The following is a 17,844-nucleotide window of genomic DNA, read 5'->3' on the forward strand; positions in this document are numbered from 1 at the left end:
TACATGAGCATTTATGATACTTTGAATAAAGAACAAAAAGAAGCGGTGCTTCATACGGAAGGACCGCTCCTTCTGTTAGCGGGCGCCGGAAGCGGCAAGACCCGTGTCCTGACCCACCGAGTGGCATATCTGATCGATGAACTGGGAGTGAATCCATGGAACATTCTTGCTATTACCTTTACCAATAAGGCGGCACAGGAGATGCGGGAACGTGTGGACCAGATCGCCGGTTTCGGCGCGGATCAGGTGTGGGTAGCCACTTTCCATGCCACCTGCATGAGGATCCTCAGAAGACATATTGACAGACTGGGATATGATACGAATTTTACTATCTATGATACAGACGATCAGAAGACCGTGATCAAACAGGTCTGCAAACGTCTGAACATCGACACGAAGATGTATAAGGAGCGGACGCTGCTGTCTGAAATATCTTCTGCCAAGGATGAACTGGTGGATGTACGGGAATTCGAGGTCAAGTCTGTAGGCGATTATCGCAAAAGTGTGACGGCAAAGGTTTACAGAGAATATCAGGACACCCTGAAGAAGAGTAATGCACTGGATTTTGATGATATCATTGTGAAAACGGTGGAGCTGTTCAAAAGCTGTCCGGAGGTACTCTATAACTATCAGGAGCGCTTTCGATACATCATGGTGGATGAGTACCAGGATACGAATACGGCGCAGTTTGAACTGATCCGGCTGTTGGCGGACGGTTACCGCAATCTTTGTGTCGTGGGTGATGATGACCAGTCCATTTACAAGTTCCGAGGTGCCAATATCCGCAATATTTTAGATTACGAGAAGATATATCCGGATGCAAAAGTGATCAAGCTGGAGCAGAATTACCGTTCCACACAGAATATTCTGGATGCGGCAAACGCGGTGATCCGCAACAACAGAGGCCGTAAAGAGAAGGCACTGTGGACGGAAAAAGGAGCAGGCAGCCGAATACATTTCAGACAATTTGACAATGCTTATGAAGAGGCGGAATATATCGCAGATGATATTTCTGATAAAGTGAACAAAAATGGCGTTGCCTATGCGGATTGTGCAGTACTGTACCGTACCAATGCCCAGTCCAGACTTTTAGAAGAACGTATGGTGGTGGAAGGAATTCCCTATCATGTGGTAGGCGGTGTGAACTTCTATGCCAGACAGGAGATCCGGGACATCCTGGCGTATTTAAAGACTATTGATAACGGCAGGGATGAAGTGGCTCTGCGCAGAATCATCAATGTGCCGAAACGAAGCATCGGTACGGCATCGCTGGAAAAAGTGGCGGATTATGCACAGATGAAGGATATCACGTTATTTGATGCATTGTGCGAGGCAGACCAGATCAGGGGACTGGGAAGAGCGGAAGCAAAGATCCGTGGATTCGTCAATCTGATCGAAGTGCTTCGCAGCGGATTGTCCTCCTATACACTGCCGGATCTGATCAAGTCCTTATTAGAACGGATCGATTATGCGGAATATCTGCGGGATCAGGATGAAGAATCTGCAGAGGACCGTCTCGGGAACGTAGATGAATTGATCACCAAGGCAGCAGTCTACGAGGAGACCCATGATGAGCCTTCTCTGTCGGAATTTTTGGAAGAGATCATGCTGGTAGCGGATATTGACAATGTGGAGGATGGCGATAACAGAGTGCTTTTGATGACTCTGCACAGTGCCAAAGGTCTGGAATTCCCGGTGGTCTATCTCGCCGGCATGGAGGATGGACTATTTCCCGGCTTTATGACGATCGCGTCCGATGATCCCTTGGAGATCGAGGAAGAGAGACGACTGGCTTATGTGGGAATCACCAGAGCCAAGGAGGATCTGACGCTGACCTGTGCCAGAAGCAGAATGCTCCGCGGTGAGACACAGTACAATCCCGTGAGCCGTTTTGTGCGGGAGATCCCGAAGGAACTTATGGATAATACCCTGCCGCCCAGCAGAAGATACCGGGACGATGACCTGGAGGATTTTCAGACGAGAAGAGCCAATGAGGCAGCCCTTCGTGCCATGGGACTGGAAGCGATTGCACCCCCCCGGTCCGGAAACGGTTCGGGTAGCGGCTTCGGAGGCTTTGGCAATACGGGATTTGATCCAAGACCCAAGGCAACCTTGAAACCCCGAGTTACGGCAAAAGCAGACAAACCTTATATTTCCAAGGGGATCAATGGACTCAACCAGCTGGCGGGACTTCAGAAAGGAACGGAATTCAAGGCACCGGATGCACTGGACTATACGGTAGGTGACAGAGTACGTCATATCAAATACGGTGAGGGCACGGTATTGAATATCGCGAGAGAACCCAGGGACTATAAGGTCACGGTGGAATTCGACCAGGCGGGGCAGAAGATCATGTATGCATCTTTTGCCAAGTTAAAACGGGTATAGTATTTTTCACGAAAACATGGTATCATATAAAGGAATGAAAACAATTGCTTTGCATCCGCAGAAAAGTCCGGATGCCGGAAAGGCAGGTAAATAATATGAACAGAATCGAAAATCTGGTAGACCTTGACAAATTAAACGAACTGAAAGTCAGCGAACTGAAGAAGCTTAATAAGCTCCTGGGTAAGGAAGTGGAAGAGAAGAAGGAGCGCAATGTCCTGGTATGGGTACTGGCGATCATCGGCGCCGTAGCAGCTGTTGCAGCTGTAGCTTATGCCGTATATCATTTCTTCTTTGCACAGGATTATCTGGAAGACTTCGAGGATGATTTCGAGGACGAAGCAGATGAAGTGGAAGAGGATGATGACGACTTCTTCGAGGATGAAGGAGAGAACTAACCCATGAAAAAAGGACAGGTATATGAAGGATCTGTTGTAAGGGTCGATTTTCCCAACAAAGGGATCGTCTGTGTGGGAGAAGAGACTGCTGTAGTCAAGAACAGCCTGCCCGGACAGAAAGTCAAGTTCTCAGTGAATAAAGTACGCAAAGGGAAGGCGGAAGGAAGGCTTTTAGAGGTGACAGAGAAGTCACCTTTAGAAACCGGCCGGACGTGTTCCCTTTTTGGGTTGTGCGGTGGATGTACCTATTTGTCTCTGCCCTATGAAGAACAGCTGAAGGTCAAAGAAGAACAGGTAAAACGTCTGCTGGACAGCGTGTTAAACAAGCAGGAAGAAGCCTGGATTTTTGAGGGCATCAAGGGCAGCCCGAAGGCTTATGAATACCGCAATAAGATGGAATTTTCCTTCGGAGACGAGTACAAGGATGGACCGCTGGCACTGGGCATGCATAAGAGAGGCAGTTTCTACGACATTGTGACCGTAGCGGACTGTGAGATCGTGGATGCGGATTACCGCCTGATCTTACAGTCAGTGAGAGATTATTTTGCCCGGGCGAAGGTAAGCTTTTTCCACAGAATGAGCCATGAGGGGTACTTACGGCACCTGCTGGTACGTAAGGCATCCCGCACCGGAGAGATTCTGGTGGCACTGGTGACGACCTCCCAGGATCCCTGGCAGGGAGAGACGGCGGTGGAAGGAAGCTTGGATGCGGATGCGCTGATCACGGGATTTAAGGATTTGTTGCTTTCCCTGGAACAGGATGGGAAGCTTTTCGGAAAATTCGCAGGAATCTTACATATCACCAATGATTCCATCGCAGATGTGGTGCAGAGTGATCATACGGAGTTGTTGTACGGACAGGAGTATTTTTATGAGGAACTGCTGGGGTTGAAATTCAAGATCTCCACATTCTCCTTTTTTCAGACCAACTCCTACAGTGCGGAGGTACTGTACCAGACGGCGAGAGATTATGTGGGCGACCTGGGTGGCAGCGACAAGACCGTGTTCGACCTCTACAGCGGTACCGGCACCATCGCACAGCTCATGGCACCGGCCGCCGGGAAAGTCATCGGTGTGGAGATCGTGGAGGAAGCCGTGGAGGCAGCAAAGAAAAACGCCGCCGCCAACGGACTGGATAACTGCGAATTCATTGCCGGAGATGTGTTGAAGGTACTGGACGAAGTGGAAGAGAAGCCGGACATGATCATCTTAGATCCCCCAAGAGATGGCATCCACCCCAAAGCACTGCCGAAAATTATAAAATATGCGGTGGATCATATCGTCTACATCTCTTGCAAACCCACCAGCCTCGTGAGAGATTTGGAGGTATTCTTAGAGAATGGCTACCGCGTGGACAAAGCCGTTGCCGTGGACCAGTTCCCCTGGACCGCGAATGTGGAGACTGTTGTCTTGCTTTCCAAGGGAATGGTCGATTGGTCCTTTTTCCTGGGGCAAGGATGCAAAGGAGGCCGTCCACAATGCGGTGGTTCTTGAAGAGGTTGCCAAGATGGCATATCGAATCGAGCTGATTCATCCGCAGGAATTACAGGATAAGCATTATTTCCGTAAGCATGGTGCAAATGCATATTACGGACAGAATTAACAGGATATCGAGAGGGTATAAAACAGATGAAGATGAAAACAGCACCTATGGGGTGGAACAGCTGGGATTGTTATGGAGCGGCTGTTACAGAAGATATCGTACGACGGAACGCTGAATTTATGGCTGAGCATCTGAAGGAGTACGGTTGGGAATATATTGTGGTGGATATCCAATGGTATGAGCCATATGCTGCAACCAATGAGTATCATCCTTTTGCGGATGTAGTAATGGATGAGTATGGAAGACTGCTTCCCGCAGTAAATCGTTTTCCTTCCGCAGCAAATGGTGCGGGCTTTGGACCATTGGCAGAATATGTCCATTCTCTTGGATTGAAGTTCGGCATTCATATTATGAGAGGGATTCCACGACAGGCTGTACATCAGAACACGAAAATCATGAACAGTGACAGACATGCCCGGGAAATTGCCAAAACAAACAGTATCTGTGCCTGGAATACGGATATGTATGGTGTAGATCCTGAGAAAGACGGGGCACGGGAATACTATAACAGTATTTTTGAATTATATGCTTCCTGGGGTGTGGATTTTATTAAATGTGATGATATTGCACGGGAACTGCCACATGAGGAATCCGAACTGATTATGCTGAGCAAAGCATTGCATGGTTGCGGAAGACCCATGGTTTTAAGTCTGTCGCCGGGACCTGCTCTTTTAGAAAAGGCAGAGCTTTATAAGCAGATTTCCAATATGTGGAGAATCACCGATGATTTCTGGGATAAGTGGGAACTGTTATATGATATGTTTTCAAGAGCAGAAAAATGGTGCACCCATGCAGGTGCAGGGCACTGGCCGGATGCCGATATGCTTCCGGTCGGACCGATACGGCAGGTATATGATGTGAATAACTGGACGAATTTCACACAGGATGAGCAGATCACCATGCTGACACTCTGGAGTATCATGCGTTCTCCTTTGATGCTGGGAGGAGAGCTGACAGGGTTTGACGAATTCACTATGAATCTGGTAACCAATTCTGAAATACTTGCCATGCATGCAAATGCACGGCATTCGCATCAGGTGTGGAGACGTGAAATCGATGGTATAGAGCATGCATTGTGGATTGCAGCAGATACAAAGGGTGGATATTATGTCGCGGTATTTAATCTGGGTGATAAAGACAGTGGCATATCCATACCGCTTGCCGATCTGGAGATTTATGATGGAGTAAATGGAACGGAGCTTTGGAGCGGAGAGCACGTGGAAGAGCCAAAGAGCCTTAGTGTGTCATTAAAGAGTCATGGTGCTAGGGCATATCATTTTACGTACAACTAAAAAGCATACTACTGTTAATGTATAGAGATCTTCAATCATGATCTCAGTTTTGAGATTAACCTTATAGTCATTTTCAGCACGTTTGCGATCTTTTTCGATTATTATATTTTACTGTGAGATTTTGATATTAGCAATAGTGAAATGGGGCAGAGAAGAGTTGAAAAGGCAGACGGATAAGAAACAAAGATAAAATAGTAAAAATAGAATAGAACAAAGAAAGAATATGGAGATAAAACAGAAAGGAATAAACATTGAATGTAAATCCTATAACAAGATTGGATTATCCAGATCCGGACGTGATCCGCGTAGAAGACACCTATTATATGGTATCCACAACCATGCACTTTATGCCGGGCTGTGAGATTCTGCAGTCTTTTGATCTGGTGCACTGGGAGCATATGACTTATGTCTATGAGACGTTGGATCATACGGATGCGCAGCAACTGAAAAGCGGTCAGAATATTTACGGACAGGGCATGTGGGCAGCTTCTCTGCGCTATCATGAAGGCCGATTTTGTATCTGCTTTGTGGCAAATGATACCCGTAAGACTTATTTGTATACTTCGGAAAAAATAGATGGTCCATGGAAAAAGCAGCTTATAGAAGGCTTTTATCATGACGGCTCTTTATTATTTGATGAGGATGGCAGAAACTATATTGTATATGGAAATGATGAAATCTGGATTACAGAATTGAATGAAGATTTGACTGCACCAAAGAAGGACGGATTACATCGTCTTTTAGTCAGTGATCATAAGAACCCGGAGCTAGGCTATGAGGGTTCTCATATTCAAAAAATAAACGGCTATTATTATATTTTTCTGGTTCATTCCCTGAGAGACCGCTGGATGCGGACGGAAGCATGCTTTTACAGTGATTCTCTGGAAGGAGAATTCACGGGTGGAGATGTACTTTGTGATGATCGTGGATATTGTGGACAGGGCGTGGCACAGGGAGGAATAGTGGATACGCCGGATGGAAAGTGGTATGCAATGCTGTTTCAGGATTCCGGAGCAGTTGGACGGATTCCTATTCTGCTTCCGGTTACCTGGAAGGATCATTTTCCGTTTTTTGGACAGAACGGACATGTGCCGGAAGAAATAGAGGTTCACAGTACCAGACCAGGATATATTTATCAGCCATTAGTGGGAAGTGATGATTTCTGTAATGGGTTGCTTCCGCGCTGGCAGTTTAATCATGATCCAGATCCACGGTACTATCATCTGGATGCATTGCAGGGAACCTATACAATTACAACACGGGAAGTTTGTACAGAGCTTACACAGGCAGTAAATACGCTTACGCAAAGGATGAGTTATCCGTCCTGCGCAGCTGAGGTTACTGTTGATGCTTCTGCATTGAAAGAGGGCGATGTCGCAGGTTTGTGTGCGTTGCAGAGCTGTTATGCTGCAGTTGGCATTACAAAACATCATGGAAAATATGAAGTCCTTATGCTGGATAAAAAAGAAGATGGTATATTGGATATGACGGAAGGAACTGTTGTTGAATCACACCAGATGGATTTTCGTCTTGAAGCAGATTTCTGTAACATGAAGGATGAAGCACGCTGCTATTACCGGGTAAATAAGGGAGACTGGCTACCCATCGGAACCGTGCATAAGCTGTACTTCAAACTGGATCATTTTACTGGTTGCCGGTTTGGTCTGTTCTGCTACGCGGCAGAGGAAACAGGAGGAAGTGCCTGCTTCCGGGATTTTAAGTACTATGATGTTGATGAAATCTCATAAAGATAGAACTGCATAAAATAAGTGTCGGAATTTACTCAAATTTTTCCTACTTTGGACATTGGTTTTTACAACGGTATTGTATAGTGAAGCAGAGGAAAAACAAAACATGTTTCAGAGAGGAGAAACGATTATGAGAATTAAGAGTATGATGAAGGGTATGCTTGCTGTTGTAATGGCAATGTCTATGGCAGCATGCTCCGGAGCACCTGCAGCAGACTAGACTTCTTCTAAGTCACCGTCACCGGCACAGACAGAAAGTACAGCAGCAACAGAGCAGGAAACAATCGTAACAGAAGTATCTGCAGAAACGCAGACGCAAGAAGAAACAGCAAAAGCACCGAAATATGTTTTCTGTTTATTGGTGATGGTATGAGCTATCCCCAGTTTCAGGCAGCATCTGACTATCTTGGAGCAATAGCAGATGAAGATTATGTCAAGGCACTTCCGAGCAATAGCTATGAAGACCGTGGAGGAGCAGTACTGGACGGCCCGGAAGCAGGATACAAGGTTACCTATACACAGGCTGATGCAGAAGCGGTTATGGCTGAAGATGGAAGTGTTATTCTGATGGATGAGCATCTGGCAGATTTCCGTCATCAGCAGATGGAAGCGGATTTACACACCTGCTTCTTATGTACATGAACTTGGATTAAAATTCGGTATTCATATCATAATATAGTATATTGAAACTATTACTATTGTTAGGACGTAAAGTATTAGAAATATCACATGACGCTTTGTTTTTGTGGTGTTTTGGGAATATTCAATGGATAATTATATTACTTTATCTGGAACTTCAAAGAGATGAGGAATATCTGCGAGAAGAATAAGAACATTATGTGCAGAAAGCAGAATAGATGGTGTGATTTGATTTGGACGATTCTGGACAATTTCAGAGAATGCTCACAAGCCTTTCGATCTATCATTGCGGCAGTAGCAGAGATGGAGCGGGAAAATATCAGAGTGCAGACAATGGCTGGGCGTGAGCATAAGGCGAGAGAAGGTAAATGGAATGGCGGATTTGCTCCGTATGGATATAGGCTGGAAAATGGGGAACTTGTTATTGCGGAGGATGAAGTGGAAATTATTCAAATGATTTTTGACAGGTAAATTGATAACCCGGTATATATGGGGAAGATAGCATATGGACGCAGGCGTACAGAGAAGAAAACAGGAACCCGTAATGAAACTCATGTAGTGGAGCAATCAGATTTCCCTGTTTATGAGGGAATTCATGAAGCAATTATTTCCGAGGAAGACTGGGATCTTGCACAGGAAAAACGTTCAAAAAATAATTACAAGCGTGAAAAAATTCATGATCCGGAACATGCACATATTTTGTCTGGGATATTAAAATGTCCTTGCTGTGGAAAAGGAATGTATGGAAATATTGGTAAAGCAGGGCAAAAAGATAACAAGACTAGATATTACTATTATTGTAAGAATACCGTGAATGCTACCGGGCACAAGTGTACGTTCCGACGTAACATCGAGCAGACACAGATTGATGATATGCTTGCAAAGCTGATTACAGCAATGACAAAAGAAGGAAAATTCAAGGATGCCATTCAGGATAAAATAGGAGCAACTGTTGACACAACGGACCTGGAAAAGCAGTTATCTGTGTTAAATGCAAGTCTTCATCAGGCAGAGACTATTAAAACACGCCTTGAACAGCAGATGGATAATCTGGATGTTACAGATACCCATTACGATAAAAAATAGTAGATTTGCAGAGACGATTGGATGCTCAATATGATAGAATAGATGAAGTGGAAGAAACAAGGGCAGAACTGAAGTCTCAGATTTATGAGCTTAAGAAAAATCAGATTGATGCAGATAGTATATACAGATTTTTAGGTGCTTTTAATGAAGTGTATTCAGAATGTACGGATGCTGAAAAGAAACAGTTCATGCAGGCTTTTATTGAACGCATTGATATATTCCCGGAAAGACGGGAAGATGGAAATTGGATTCAGAATATTAAGTTTCAGTTTCCGGTACCGATTATAAAAGAAGGCAAGGAAGTAGCACAAATCAAGGGAATTTCTTTGGACAAGGAGAAATCGGATGAGCATATGGTTTCCTTGGAAAAGTCATCAACACTTGAGACTGTGTGCTTACTGACGATGCACAGTTGTTTTCAAGACCGAAGGAGATGAACCTGTTTGTGACGGACTGTAAATATGGCCTTACAGAAACGGATGTCAAACATATCCTGAAAATGAAAAAGGGCAAAAAATTTGGAGAAAGAAAAGAAAACAGAAGTGAATAAGGCAGCAGTAGTGTCCCAGGCAGAATTTACAGAGATATTAAATAGTATCATAGACGAAAGATTTCCGGGAACGCAGCGTTATATAATCAATGGCGGAGATTATTGGAAAGACATTGTCATGGAACTGAGACAGGGAGCTGGGAAATTGAGATACAGTCCTTACCAGTTGTTCAAACAGTCGGATGATTATGAAAATACAATACAGGAGTTTATATTGCGTTGGGAAAAAGAAATAAATTCTTGAAATAGGAGTGCTGAAAATGTAAGGTGGCATGATGAGTAAAAATATATGCAGATTAGATGGAAATCATATTTTTTTATCCGTACTGAGGGATGACGAGGAGGCAGTCGGCTTATACGCGAAGTGGATGTCGGATGAAACCACCTGTGTCTTTATAGAGCATGCGCATTCTGTGGTGGACATCACCCGGATGCCCGGTTGGGTAAACGACCATTCTGTCATGCGGATGGGAATTGTCCAGAAAGAGACAGACACATTGATTGGATATTGTCATATTGACCATCGAACTGAGGACATGTCAGCCTGGTTATCCATTAACATCGGAGAAAAGGCGGCGCGTGGAAAAGGCATTGGAACCGAAGTCGTGCAGATACTCTTGCGGTACTGCTTTATGGTGCTGGGAGTGTATAGTGTCCATCTGGATGTACTGGAAACAAACACCCCTGCCATTAAGTGTTACGAGAAGGCAGGATTCAGAATAAGTGGCAGATACCGGGGGCATTGTTACTATATGCGGAACCACTATGACTGGCTACACATGGATATCTTATATGAGGAATACCGGAAACCGCTTGAACCTTAAGAGTCTTCATGCGAAAAGTGCCCGCAAGTTAGCGGGCACAACAAAAAAATCAAGAAAATCAAAAAATTACAGAGTCTGATGCACCTCGCGGATCACAGCATCAGCAAGCTCCGGAGCTTTGGCGGGATCAATGTCATCCGGGAATTCCGCATCAATGGTGGAGGCAGCCGGGCGATAGTTCAGGCGAAGGGAATTTGCCTGAATATAATCCGTTGCCTTGTTGTAAGTATCCTCTGTAACGCCGTTTAAAGTAATGGTATATAATTTTGCCATAATCTATCATCCTTTCTTTTATGTTGTGATTAATGGAAACATTTCCTTGTTTCTGTATATAGTATATCTCTTTTCCTGAAAAAAGAAAATGGAATAAAGTAACAAATATAATAATAGGAATCATTACTATAATTGTGAAATAGTCACATATTACTATAATAAGACATTTGTCAACTGTGTTTTACTCTGCAAAAATGATAAAATGAACCATCAAAAAGCAGTTTGCAAAGGAGGAAAACAAGGGAAAAATGTAAGACAAAGATAAGAAGAAAAATGTGAAAAAAATATCTATTCCGGAATGCGTATTCTGAATCACAATCTGCTGTTGGGATTCCATAGGCCCGGAATATCCGCCGCTGTCGGATGAATATTTGCAGCAGGATAGACTTGTGTGGATATCCGACCCCGGAACGGGAAGGGTATCATTTCGCAGGCTGGTATCTCACAACGGATGAGGGAGACATATTGGTGGAGACCATGCCGGCATCCCGCTTTTTTGCACAACAAGGCGGAGAAACGGACTATAACGTTCCGTTGGAACTGCACTTGATGGCAGGCTGGAAGAAAACCGAAGAAAAGGGGAACTAAAGGTTGTTTTTCTGCGTGGGAAAAATTATAATAGGACTAACGGATCACACACAGAAAGAGGACCCCAAAATGGAAGAACAGGAAGAACAGGGAAAAAAAGAAAGCACAGTGCTCCCGGAACCTCCGGAGATTACGGTGAAAAATCCCAGGATCGGCAAAGTACGTAAGCTGGAAGAGGAAGTAAAACGTCAGAATGAGTTGGAGCAGCTTCGGACCAGGCGCATCCGTAAGGAGCAGGAATATATTGAGCAGATGAGCAAGGCGGTGGAAGATCACCTGCGCAATACCAAAGAGGAGCAGCGGTATAACGAAGAGTTTGAACGCCTGATCCGCAAGGATGTCTACCAGATGCACGGCATCAGTGAGGACAAGCTGCAGGGAATGACGGAATACCGCTATGCCCTGTATCGGGGAACAGCGTTCGGCATGTTTTTTCTGTCGCTGATCTTGACCGGAATCTGTGGATATCTTCATGGCTTCGGCTCGGAATTATGTATTTTCATGGCTTTTTATACAGCCATTGAGGGAACGCTGCTGAACAATGGGAAGAGACAGCATGCAATATTGGATGTCCTGACGAGGATTCTGTATCTGCTCTTGTTCCCGGCGATGTTGATCGTGTTTGTGTGCTATGAACTGGGATTTACAGAGTATGCCCTTATCGTACCGGCGCTTACGATAGCCGGAGTGGTGCTTCTGCTGCTGGGAGCAGTGTCCTATTTCCTGTATGACCCTTACCGACTGGATCGTAAGAATCATAAAAAGGCCAATCGTTACATCCGTGATATCGAAAAGGCTGCCATCAAGGAAGTGGAACTGGAAGAAAAAGCACTGGCGAAGCAGGCGAAAAAGCAGGAAAAGCTGGAATTAAAGGAAGAAGCCAGACAGAAGCGTGCGGCGAAGCGAAGAGAACGGAAAAAGCAGATAAAGGAGATCTTCTCCGGTTGGAAAGAATGGATCCGTGCAAAGCTTCCGAAGAAAAAGCAGGAGCCGCCGGTGACAGAAGAGGAACAGACAGAGAAGTCCGTGGATACAGAAGGCAGTGGGACAACCAGCATGGAGGAAGCGTAATGGCATATTATCTGATTGATTTCGAAAATGTAAAAAGCCGTGGCATGGAAGGCGTGGAGCTTTTGACGGAGGAAGATACTGTCTGTATTTTCTACAGCGATAATGCTGACAGCATGACCTTTGACCTGCATCGGAAATTAAATGAGACGAAGGCAAACATCATTTACCACAAAGTAGCGGTGGGTACCAAGAATGCACTGGATTTCCAGCTGGCAACCTATCTGGGATATCTGATCTGCGGGCAGCAGAACGAGGGGATACACCCAAATTATTTTATCGTGACCAAGGACAATGGCTTCACCAGCCTTATGGTGTACTGGAAGGCGCAGGGAGTTCCCGTGCGGATCATCCGTAATCTCTTATGGGGGAAGAATCCTGTGGCAGAGCAGAATCTCCTGACAGAAGAGGAACAGGAGACAGAAACAGCCGTTACCGCTGCAGAGGATGTGACAGAGCAGCCGACGACAGAGGAAGAGCAGACACAACCCATACAGCCGGAAAGGGTAGATGCACCTGAGGAGCCCGTACAGCCGGAGCCTGAGAAGGCGAATGCACCCGAGGAGTCCGCACAGCCGGAGCCTGAGACGGTGGACGAGTCTGCACAACCCGCGAAGAAGCCCTCAAGGAAAAAGAACAACACGAGAAAGAAGAGTGCTGCAAAGACAGATGATAAGACTGAGGAAAAGAAACCGGCAGAAAAGAAGCCTGCAGAGAAGAAGTCCGCGGAGGAACCGGATGAACTGACTTTAGCCGTAGAAAAAGTCCTTACAGATCAGACCATCGTCCCGCAGGTGGTAAAATTCATCCGCCAGTACAAGACCAAGCAGGGTATCAACAATGCCCTGAATAAGGAGTTCAAGGACAGCAAGCGCACCAGTGAGATTTATTCTGCCATCAAACCCCTGATTGCCGACAAAAAGGGAAAATAATAAAAAAGATCAAGAAAATGTGAAAAGAAAGTTATTGACAATATAAAAGCAGAGTGGTATTGTTGCTATCGAACAGAAAGTGAAATTCGATGAGCAGAACAAGATCTGCATACGGAAGCATTTCAGAGAGCCGTCGGCTGGTGTGAGACGGTATGTGAGTATGACAGACTATCCTCTGTGAGAAGTGCGCTGAAGATTTTAAGTAGGTGTCACCGGTATTCTACCGTTATTTAGAAGCCTGTTGGAAATGAAATATTTGTATTTCATGGAGATGGGAACAAGAGGTCATGTGATAAAACATGGCAAGCAAAGTGGTAACGCGGAGAGCTTAGAGCTTTTCGTCTTTGGGTGCTTAAGGGCGCCGGAGACGGAAGGCTTTTTTGTTTTATGGGCAATCAGAATTTTTCTTTCTGTCACGACAAAATAACAAGACACAAGAAAGAAGGAAACAAAAATGAACAGTTTGGTAATCATTCTGATCGCAATGGCAGTGCTGGTAGCAGGCTATGTCTTCTACGGAAGATGGCTTGCAAAAAAGTGGGGAATCGATGAGAAGTCGAAGACGCCTGCATTTACCCATGAAGATGGAGAGGACTTCGTGCCTTCCTCCAAATTTACCGTATTTTCTCATCAGTTTTCCTCTATCGCAGGGGCAGGCCCTGTGACGGGTCCCATCCTCGCATCAGTATTCGGATGGGTGCCTGTGCTTCTGTGGCTTCTGATCGGCGGCTTGTTCTTCGGTGCGGTGCAGGACTTCGGTGCCCTGTATGCTTCTGTGAAGAACGAAGGAAAATCTATGGGAATGATCATTGAAAAATACATCGGTAAGACCGGCAGAAAGTTGTTCATGCTGTTCTGCTGGCTGTTCACGCTGTTGGTTATCGCAGCCTTTACCGATATGGTGGCAGGTACTTTCGTAGGTACCGGACTGGAAGATGCAGGTGTGGCATATGCTAACGGCAGTGCAGCATCCATCTCCATGTTGTTCATCCTGGTTGCTGTGATCTTCGGTCTGATCCAGAAAAAGGTTGGAAAAATGAACGAGTGGGTTAAGGCGGTCGTAGCCATCGGTCTGCTGGTAGTGATGTTTGCGGTAGGCATGAAGCTTCCGATCTATGCTTCAAAGACCACATGGATCTACATCATCATGGCATACCTGTTCCTGGCATCCGTAATGCCCATGTGGCTTCTGATGCAGCCCAGAGATTACATGACCACCTTTATGTTACTGGGCATGATCATCGGCGCTGTACTCGGTGTGGTCGTAGCACATCCCGATATGGAGCTGAATGCATTTAACGGTTTTCAGGTGGGCAACAGCAGCTTGTTCCCGACCCTGTTTGTCACGATCGCCTGCGGTGCGGTATCCGGATTCCACAGCCTGGTATCCTCCGGTACTTCCTCCAAGACCATCAGCAATGAAAAAGATATGCCCATGGTAGGCTACGGTGCCATGATCGTAGAGAGCCTGCTTGGTGTGGTAGCACTGGTAGTTGTCGGAGCAGTAGCTGTGAATGGTACGAAACCCGATGGCACACCTTTCTCCATTTTCTCCTTCGGCGTTGCAGGATTCCTGGAGAAAATGGGTGTTCCCGTAACCGTGGCAACCGTATTCATGACCATGTGTGTATCCGCACTGGCACTGACTTCCCTGGATTCCGTAGCAAGAATCGGACGGATGTCCTTCCAGGAGCTGTTCTTAGGGGATACCACAGACACTGCAAAGATGACTCCCATGCAGAAGGTTCTGACCAATAAATATTTTGCAACCGTGATCACCCTGTTTTTCGGCTATCTGCTGACTCTGGGCGGATACAACAATGTATGGCCGCTGTTCGGTTCTGCAAACCAGCTGTTGGCTGCACTGGTACTGATCGCATTGGCAGTATTCTTAAAAACCACCGGTCGTACCGGCTGGACGCTGTACTTTCCCATGGGAATGATGTTAGTCGTAACCTTCACCGCATTGATCCAGAAGACGATCACGTTGGTGAAAAATGTGGCTGCCGGACAGGCAACCTTCCTGGTGGACGGTTTACAGCTGATCGTTGCCATACTGCTTATGGTACTGGGCGTTATGGTTGCTTACAGCTGCATCCGCAAGCTGTTCGGTGCAGGGAAAAATTCAGAAAAAGAGGCAGCGTAATACAGCAGAGAAATAGCAGATAAATATAGCACAAAATATAACAAAGAAATATGGCAAACTAAGAAAAGATATGCTAGAATAGGGAACGGTCAGAGAGCAAAAAGCTTTTTGACCGTTCTTTTCGTCAGAGTGGAAGCTGGCGGGGAGGATTGTAATGGGAATCAAGTAAGTGACAGGGAAAAGGATAAAAGCAAGATGAAACAGAATATGCAGGATCTGACGGAAGGATCCTTAGGGAAGAAAATACTGATCTTCAGTGTGCCGCTGATGCTATCCAATCTGCTGCAGGTGCTTTTCAATATGGCGGATATTGCAGTGATCGGACAGTTCGCGGGATCTCTGTCTCTGGGCGCGGTGGGCTCCACGGCGACCCTGGTCACCATGTTTACCGGGTTCCTCATTGGTCTGTCCGGCGGTATCAATGTATTAACGGCATTATATTACGGAGCAAAAGATAAGGACAGCCTGTCGAAGACCATCCATTCCGCGGCACTGGTCAGCCTGATCATGGGCGTATTGTTATTAGTTCTGGGCGTGGGATTGTCCGAGTGGATGCTGATGGCATTGAAGACGAAGGAAGAGCTGTTGGACAAAGCGGTATTGTACCTGCGGATCTATTACCTGGGAATGCCGGCACTGGCAATTTACAATTTCGGTAACGCCGTGTACAGTGCGGTGGGCAATACGAAAAAGCCGTTGTATTATCTGGGATTTTCCGGAGTGCTGAATATAATCTTAAATCTTTTCTTCGTCATTGTCTGCCGGATGGATGTAGCGGGAGTGGCGTTAGCAAGTATCATTTCCCAATACGTGTCCGCTGTGCTGATCTTACAGGCACTGCTTCGAAGCAAAGACATCTATGCACTGCATCCCGGAAAACTACGGATGGATCGGGAACTTACGAGGGATATTCTGAAGCTGGGAATGCCTTCCGGATTACAGAACGTGATCTTCCAGTTCGCCAACAGCTTTGTTCAGATGGGCGTGAACTCCTTTGATGCCACGATGGTGGCGGGCAACTCCGCAGCTACTAATGCGGATGCACTGGTGTATGATGTCATGGCGGCATTCTATACTGCCTGTGGCAGCTTTATGGGGCAGAATTACGGCGCCGGTAAAAAGAAAAGAGTGCGGAACAGTTACCTCATCAGCCTTGCATATTCCTTCGGCATCGGTCTGCTCCTGGGAGTGTCACTGGTGGTTTTCGGAAGACCGTTTTTGTCTCTGTTTACCAGAGATGCGGCAGTTATGGATGCCGGAATGTATCGTCTGACGATTATGGGCTTTTCCTATTGCATCTCGGCATTTATGGACTGTACCATTGCGGCAGCCAGAGCCCTGGGCAAAAGTATTGTACCGATGTTCATTGTCATCATGGGCTCCTGCGTATTCCGTGTGATCTGGGTTTATACGGTATTTGCGTATTTTCATACAATTCCGTCCCTGTATCTGCTGTATATGTTCTCCTGGAGCATTACCGCAGTGGCGGAGATCCTGTATTTCATACGGATCTACAGACAAAAAATGGCTCTCCTGTCGTAAGACAGAGGAGCTATTTTGCTGTGAGTGCGATGAGCCGGCCGACTCGATGGTGTATGGATTTATGCAGCTTCGGTCTCTGCAGTAGCAGAAACGGCAGCGTAACGAACCGGCAGGAGATGAGCGCGTTCCAATGCCACATAAATGGTAGGAAGTAAGATCAGCTGAAGGATGATGCCGGGGAGACAGGATACGAAATATCCGGTAGCCCAGGCAGACCAGCTGTAAGAACCGCCGGCGAAGATCAGGGCACGCAGGATTCCGGTGATCACGCGACCGCCCAGCATGGCGATGATCAAAGCCGCATACAGATCAATGACCAGCTTGCCGCTGCGGAGAAGCTGCATGACCAGACCGCTGATCAGACCATAGAGTCCCAGCTCGATCATCATGATGGGCATATAGCCGAAAGCGGGCATGCCGGTGAGCATACTGGATACAAAGGGCCCTAAAATACCACAGATGAGACCGAAGGGAGCTCCGCAGACCAAACCGCACAGCAGCACGGGCAGATGCATGGGAGAGAACAGGACGCCACCCTTAGGGATCGCATGCAGAGCCATAGGCAGTACCACACATAAGGCAACACACAGAGCGGTGATAATACTCTTGTTTAAAACGGTTAATTTTTTCATGGAATGAAACCTCCTGAACAGTAACAAAAAAGCCAGAACGGCATAGTTCCCCCTTCTGGGGTAATATGCCTTCTGGCGTCAGGCTCCTTCGTGAAGCACAATTTATAATAAAGGGTAAGCATTTTTTTGTCAAGATAA

The 17,844-nt window shown here is 46.2% G+C and carries 18 protein-coding genes, 1 pseudogene and 1 other annotated feature; of the genes and pseudogenes, 17 read left to right on the forward strand and 2 right to left on the reverse strand.

Features of this window, described 5'->3' with window-relative positions:
- The first annotated feature begins 3 nt into the window (after positions 1-3).
- The 12 genes and pseudogenes from FYJ59_RS02590 to FYJ59_RS02635 all read left to right on the forward strand — a co-directional run bounded on the left by FYJ59_RS02590 (position 4) and on the right by FYJ59_RS02635 (position 10,525).
- Entirely contained in the window at positions 4-2,388 is a 2,385-nt protein-coding gene (locus FYJ59_RS02590; RefSeq protein WP_154495136.1) for an ATP-dependent helicase, read from the forward strand.
- A gap of 95 nt (positions 2,389-2,483) precedes the next feature.
- Entirely contained in the window at positions 2,484-2,783 is a 300-nt protein-coding gene (locus tag FYJ59_RS02595; RefSeq protein WP_154495137.1) for a DUF4366 domain-containing protein, read from the forward strand.
- 3 nt (positions 2,784-2,786) lie between these two features.
- Entirely contained in the window at positions 2,787-4,277 is a 1,491-nt protein-coding gene (gene rlmD / locus FYJ59_RS02600) for a 23S rRNA (uracil(1939)-C(5))-methyltransferase RlmD (RefSeq protein ID WP_154495138.1), read from the forward strand.
- A pseudogene (locus tag FYJ59_RS02605) lies at positions 4,219-4,386 on the forward strand (class II aldolase/adducin family protein); the annotation flags it as partial. The gene rlmD and the pseudogene FYJ59_RS02605, both read left to right, overlap by 59 nt.
- A gap of 26 nt (positions 4,387-4,412) precedes the next feature.
- On the forward strand, positions 4,413-5,678 hold the full coding sequence (locus FYJ59_RS02610; protein WP_118547232.1) for a glycoside hydrolase family 27 protein: 1,266 nt from the start codon (positions 4,413-4,415) through the stop codon (positions 5,676-5,678).
- Positions 5,679-5,929: 251 nt separating this feature from the next.
- Complete coding sequence (locus FYJ59_RS02615) at positions 5,930-7,426, forward strand: glycoside hydrolase family 43 protein (RefSeq protein ID WP_154495139.1); 1,497 nt, start codon at positions 5,930-5,932, stop codon at positions 7,424-7,426.
- Positions 7,427-7,795: 369 nt separating this feature from the next.
- Positions 7,796-8,068, forward strand: coding sequence for a hypothetical protein (locus FYJ59_RS14035; RefSeq protein ID WP_235897890.1), 273 nt, complete (start codon positions 7,796-7,798; stop codon positions 8,066-8,068).
- A 225-nt stretch (positions 8,069-8,293) separates the two neighbouring features.
- Positions 8,294-8,536 carry a recombinase family protein gene (locus tag FYJ59_RS14205; RefSeq protein WP_268878525.1) on the forward strand — a complete coding sequence of 81 codons (243 nt, stop codon included), beginning with the start codon at positions 8,294-8,296 and terminating at the stop codon, positions 8,534-8,536.
- 18 nt (positions 8,537-8,554) lie between these two features.
- The gene (locus tag FYJ59_RS14210; protein WP_268878526.1) at positions 8,555-9,151 is read left to right on the forward strand and encodes a recombinase zinc beta ribbon domain-containing protein; all 597 of its coding nucleotides are present in this window, start codon (positions 8,555-8,557) and stop codon (positions 9,149-9,151) included.
- Between the two features lie 17 nt (positions 9,152-9,168).
- Positions 9,169-9,588 carry a hypothetical protein gene (locus tag FYJ59_RS14215; protein WP_268878527.1) on the forward strand — a complete coding sequence of 140 codons (420 nt, stop codon included), beginning with the start codon at positions 9,169-9,171 and terminating at the stop codon, positions 9,586-9,588.
- 81 nt (positions 9,589-9,669) lie between these two features.
- The gene (locus FYJ59_RS02630; protein WP_147365368.1) at positions 9,670-9,945 is read left to right on the forward strand and encodes a hypothetical protein; all 276 of its coding nucleotides are present in this window, start codon (positions 9,670-9,672) and stop codon (positions 9,943-9,945) included.
- A 31-nt stretch (positions 9,946-9,976) separates the two neighbouring features.
- A complete protein-coding gene (locus FYJ59_RS02635) occupies positions 9,977-10,525 on the forward strand; it encodes a GNAT family N-acetyltransferase (protein WP_205839430.1) in 549 nt (182 codons plus the stop codon).
- A 66-nt stretch (positions 10,526-10,591) separates the two neighbouring features.
- Here the strand turns inward: FYJ59_RS02635 and FYJ59_RS02640 are convergent, their stop codons facing one another.
- The gene (locus tag FYJ59_RS02640) at positions 10,592-10,798 is read right to left on the reverse strand and encodes a hypothetical protein (RefSeq protein WP_154495141.1); all 207 of its coding nucleotides are present in this window, start codon (positions 10,796-10,798) and stop codon (positions 10,592-10,594) included.
- A gap of 387 nt (positions 10,799-11,185) precedes the next feature.
- Between FYJ59_RS02640 and FYJ59_RS02645 the strand changes: the two genes are divergently transcribed.
- The 5 genes from FYJ59_RS02645 to FYJ59_RS02665 all read left to right on the forward strand — a co-directional run bounded on the left by FYJ59_RS02645 (position 11,186) and on the right by FYJ59_RS02665 (position 17,074).
- A complete protein-coding gene (locus FYJ59_RS02645; RefSeq protein ID WP_154495142.1) occupies positions 11,186-11,386 on the forward strand; it encodes a hypothetical protein in 201 nt (66 codons plus the stop codon).
- Positions 11,387-11,455: 69 nt separating this feature from the next.
- A complete protein-coding gene (locus tag FYJ59_RS02650) occupies positions 11,456-12,457 on the forward strand; it encodes a hypothetical protein (protein WP_205839431.1) in 1,002 nt (333 codons plus the stop codon).
- Positions 12,457-13,386, forward strand: coding sequence for a PIN domain-containing protein (locus tag FYJ59_RS02655; RefSeq protein ID WP_154495143.1), 930 nt, complete (start codon positions 12,457-12,459; stop codon positions 13,384-13,386). The genes FYJ59_RS02650 and FYJ59_RS02655 overlap by 1 nt, the downstream gene beginning before the upstream one ends.
- 80 nt (positions 13,387-13,466) lie before the next feature.
- Positions 13,467-13,735: a binding site (T-box leader), on the forward strand.
- A 105-nt stretch (positions 13,736-13,840) separates the two neighbouring features.
- A complete protein-coding gene (locus tag FYJ59_RS02660) occupies positions 13,841-15,532 on the forward strand; it encodes a carbon starvation CstA family protein (protein WP_154495144.1) in 1,692 nt (563 codons plus the stop codon).
- 195 nt (positions 15,533-15,727) lie between these two features.
- Positions 15,728-17,074, forward strand: a complete 1,347-nt coding sequence (locus FYJ59_RS02665; protein WP_154495145.1) for an MATE family efflux transporter — start codon at positions 15,728-15,730, stop codon at positions 17,072-17,074.
- 59 nt (positions 17,075-17,133) lie between these two features.
- Here FYJ59_RS02665 and FYJ59_RS02670 read toward each other — a convergent pair whose 3' ends face one another.
- Positions 17,134-17,706 (reverse strand): ECF transporter S component, encoded by a 573-nt coding sequence (locus tag FYJ59_RS02670; RefSeq protein WP_154495146.1) that lies wholly within the window; start codon positions 17,704-17,706, stop codon positions 17,134-17,136.
- Between the last annotated feature and the right edge of the window lie 138 nt (positions 17,707-17,844).

It is taken from the genome of Waltera intestinalis, assembly GCF_009695995.1.
In the GTDB taxonomy this organism is placed as follows: Bacteria; Bacillota; Clostridia; order Lachnospirales; family Lachnospiraceae; genus Acetatifactor; species Acetatifactor intestinalis.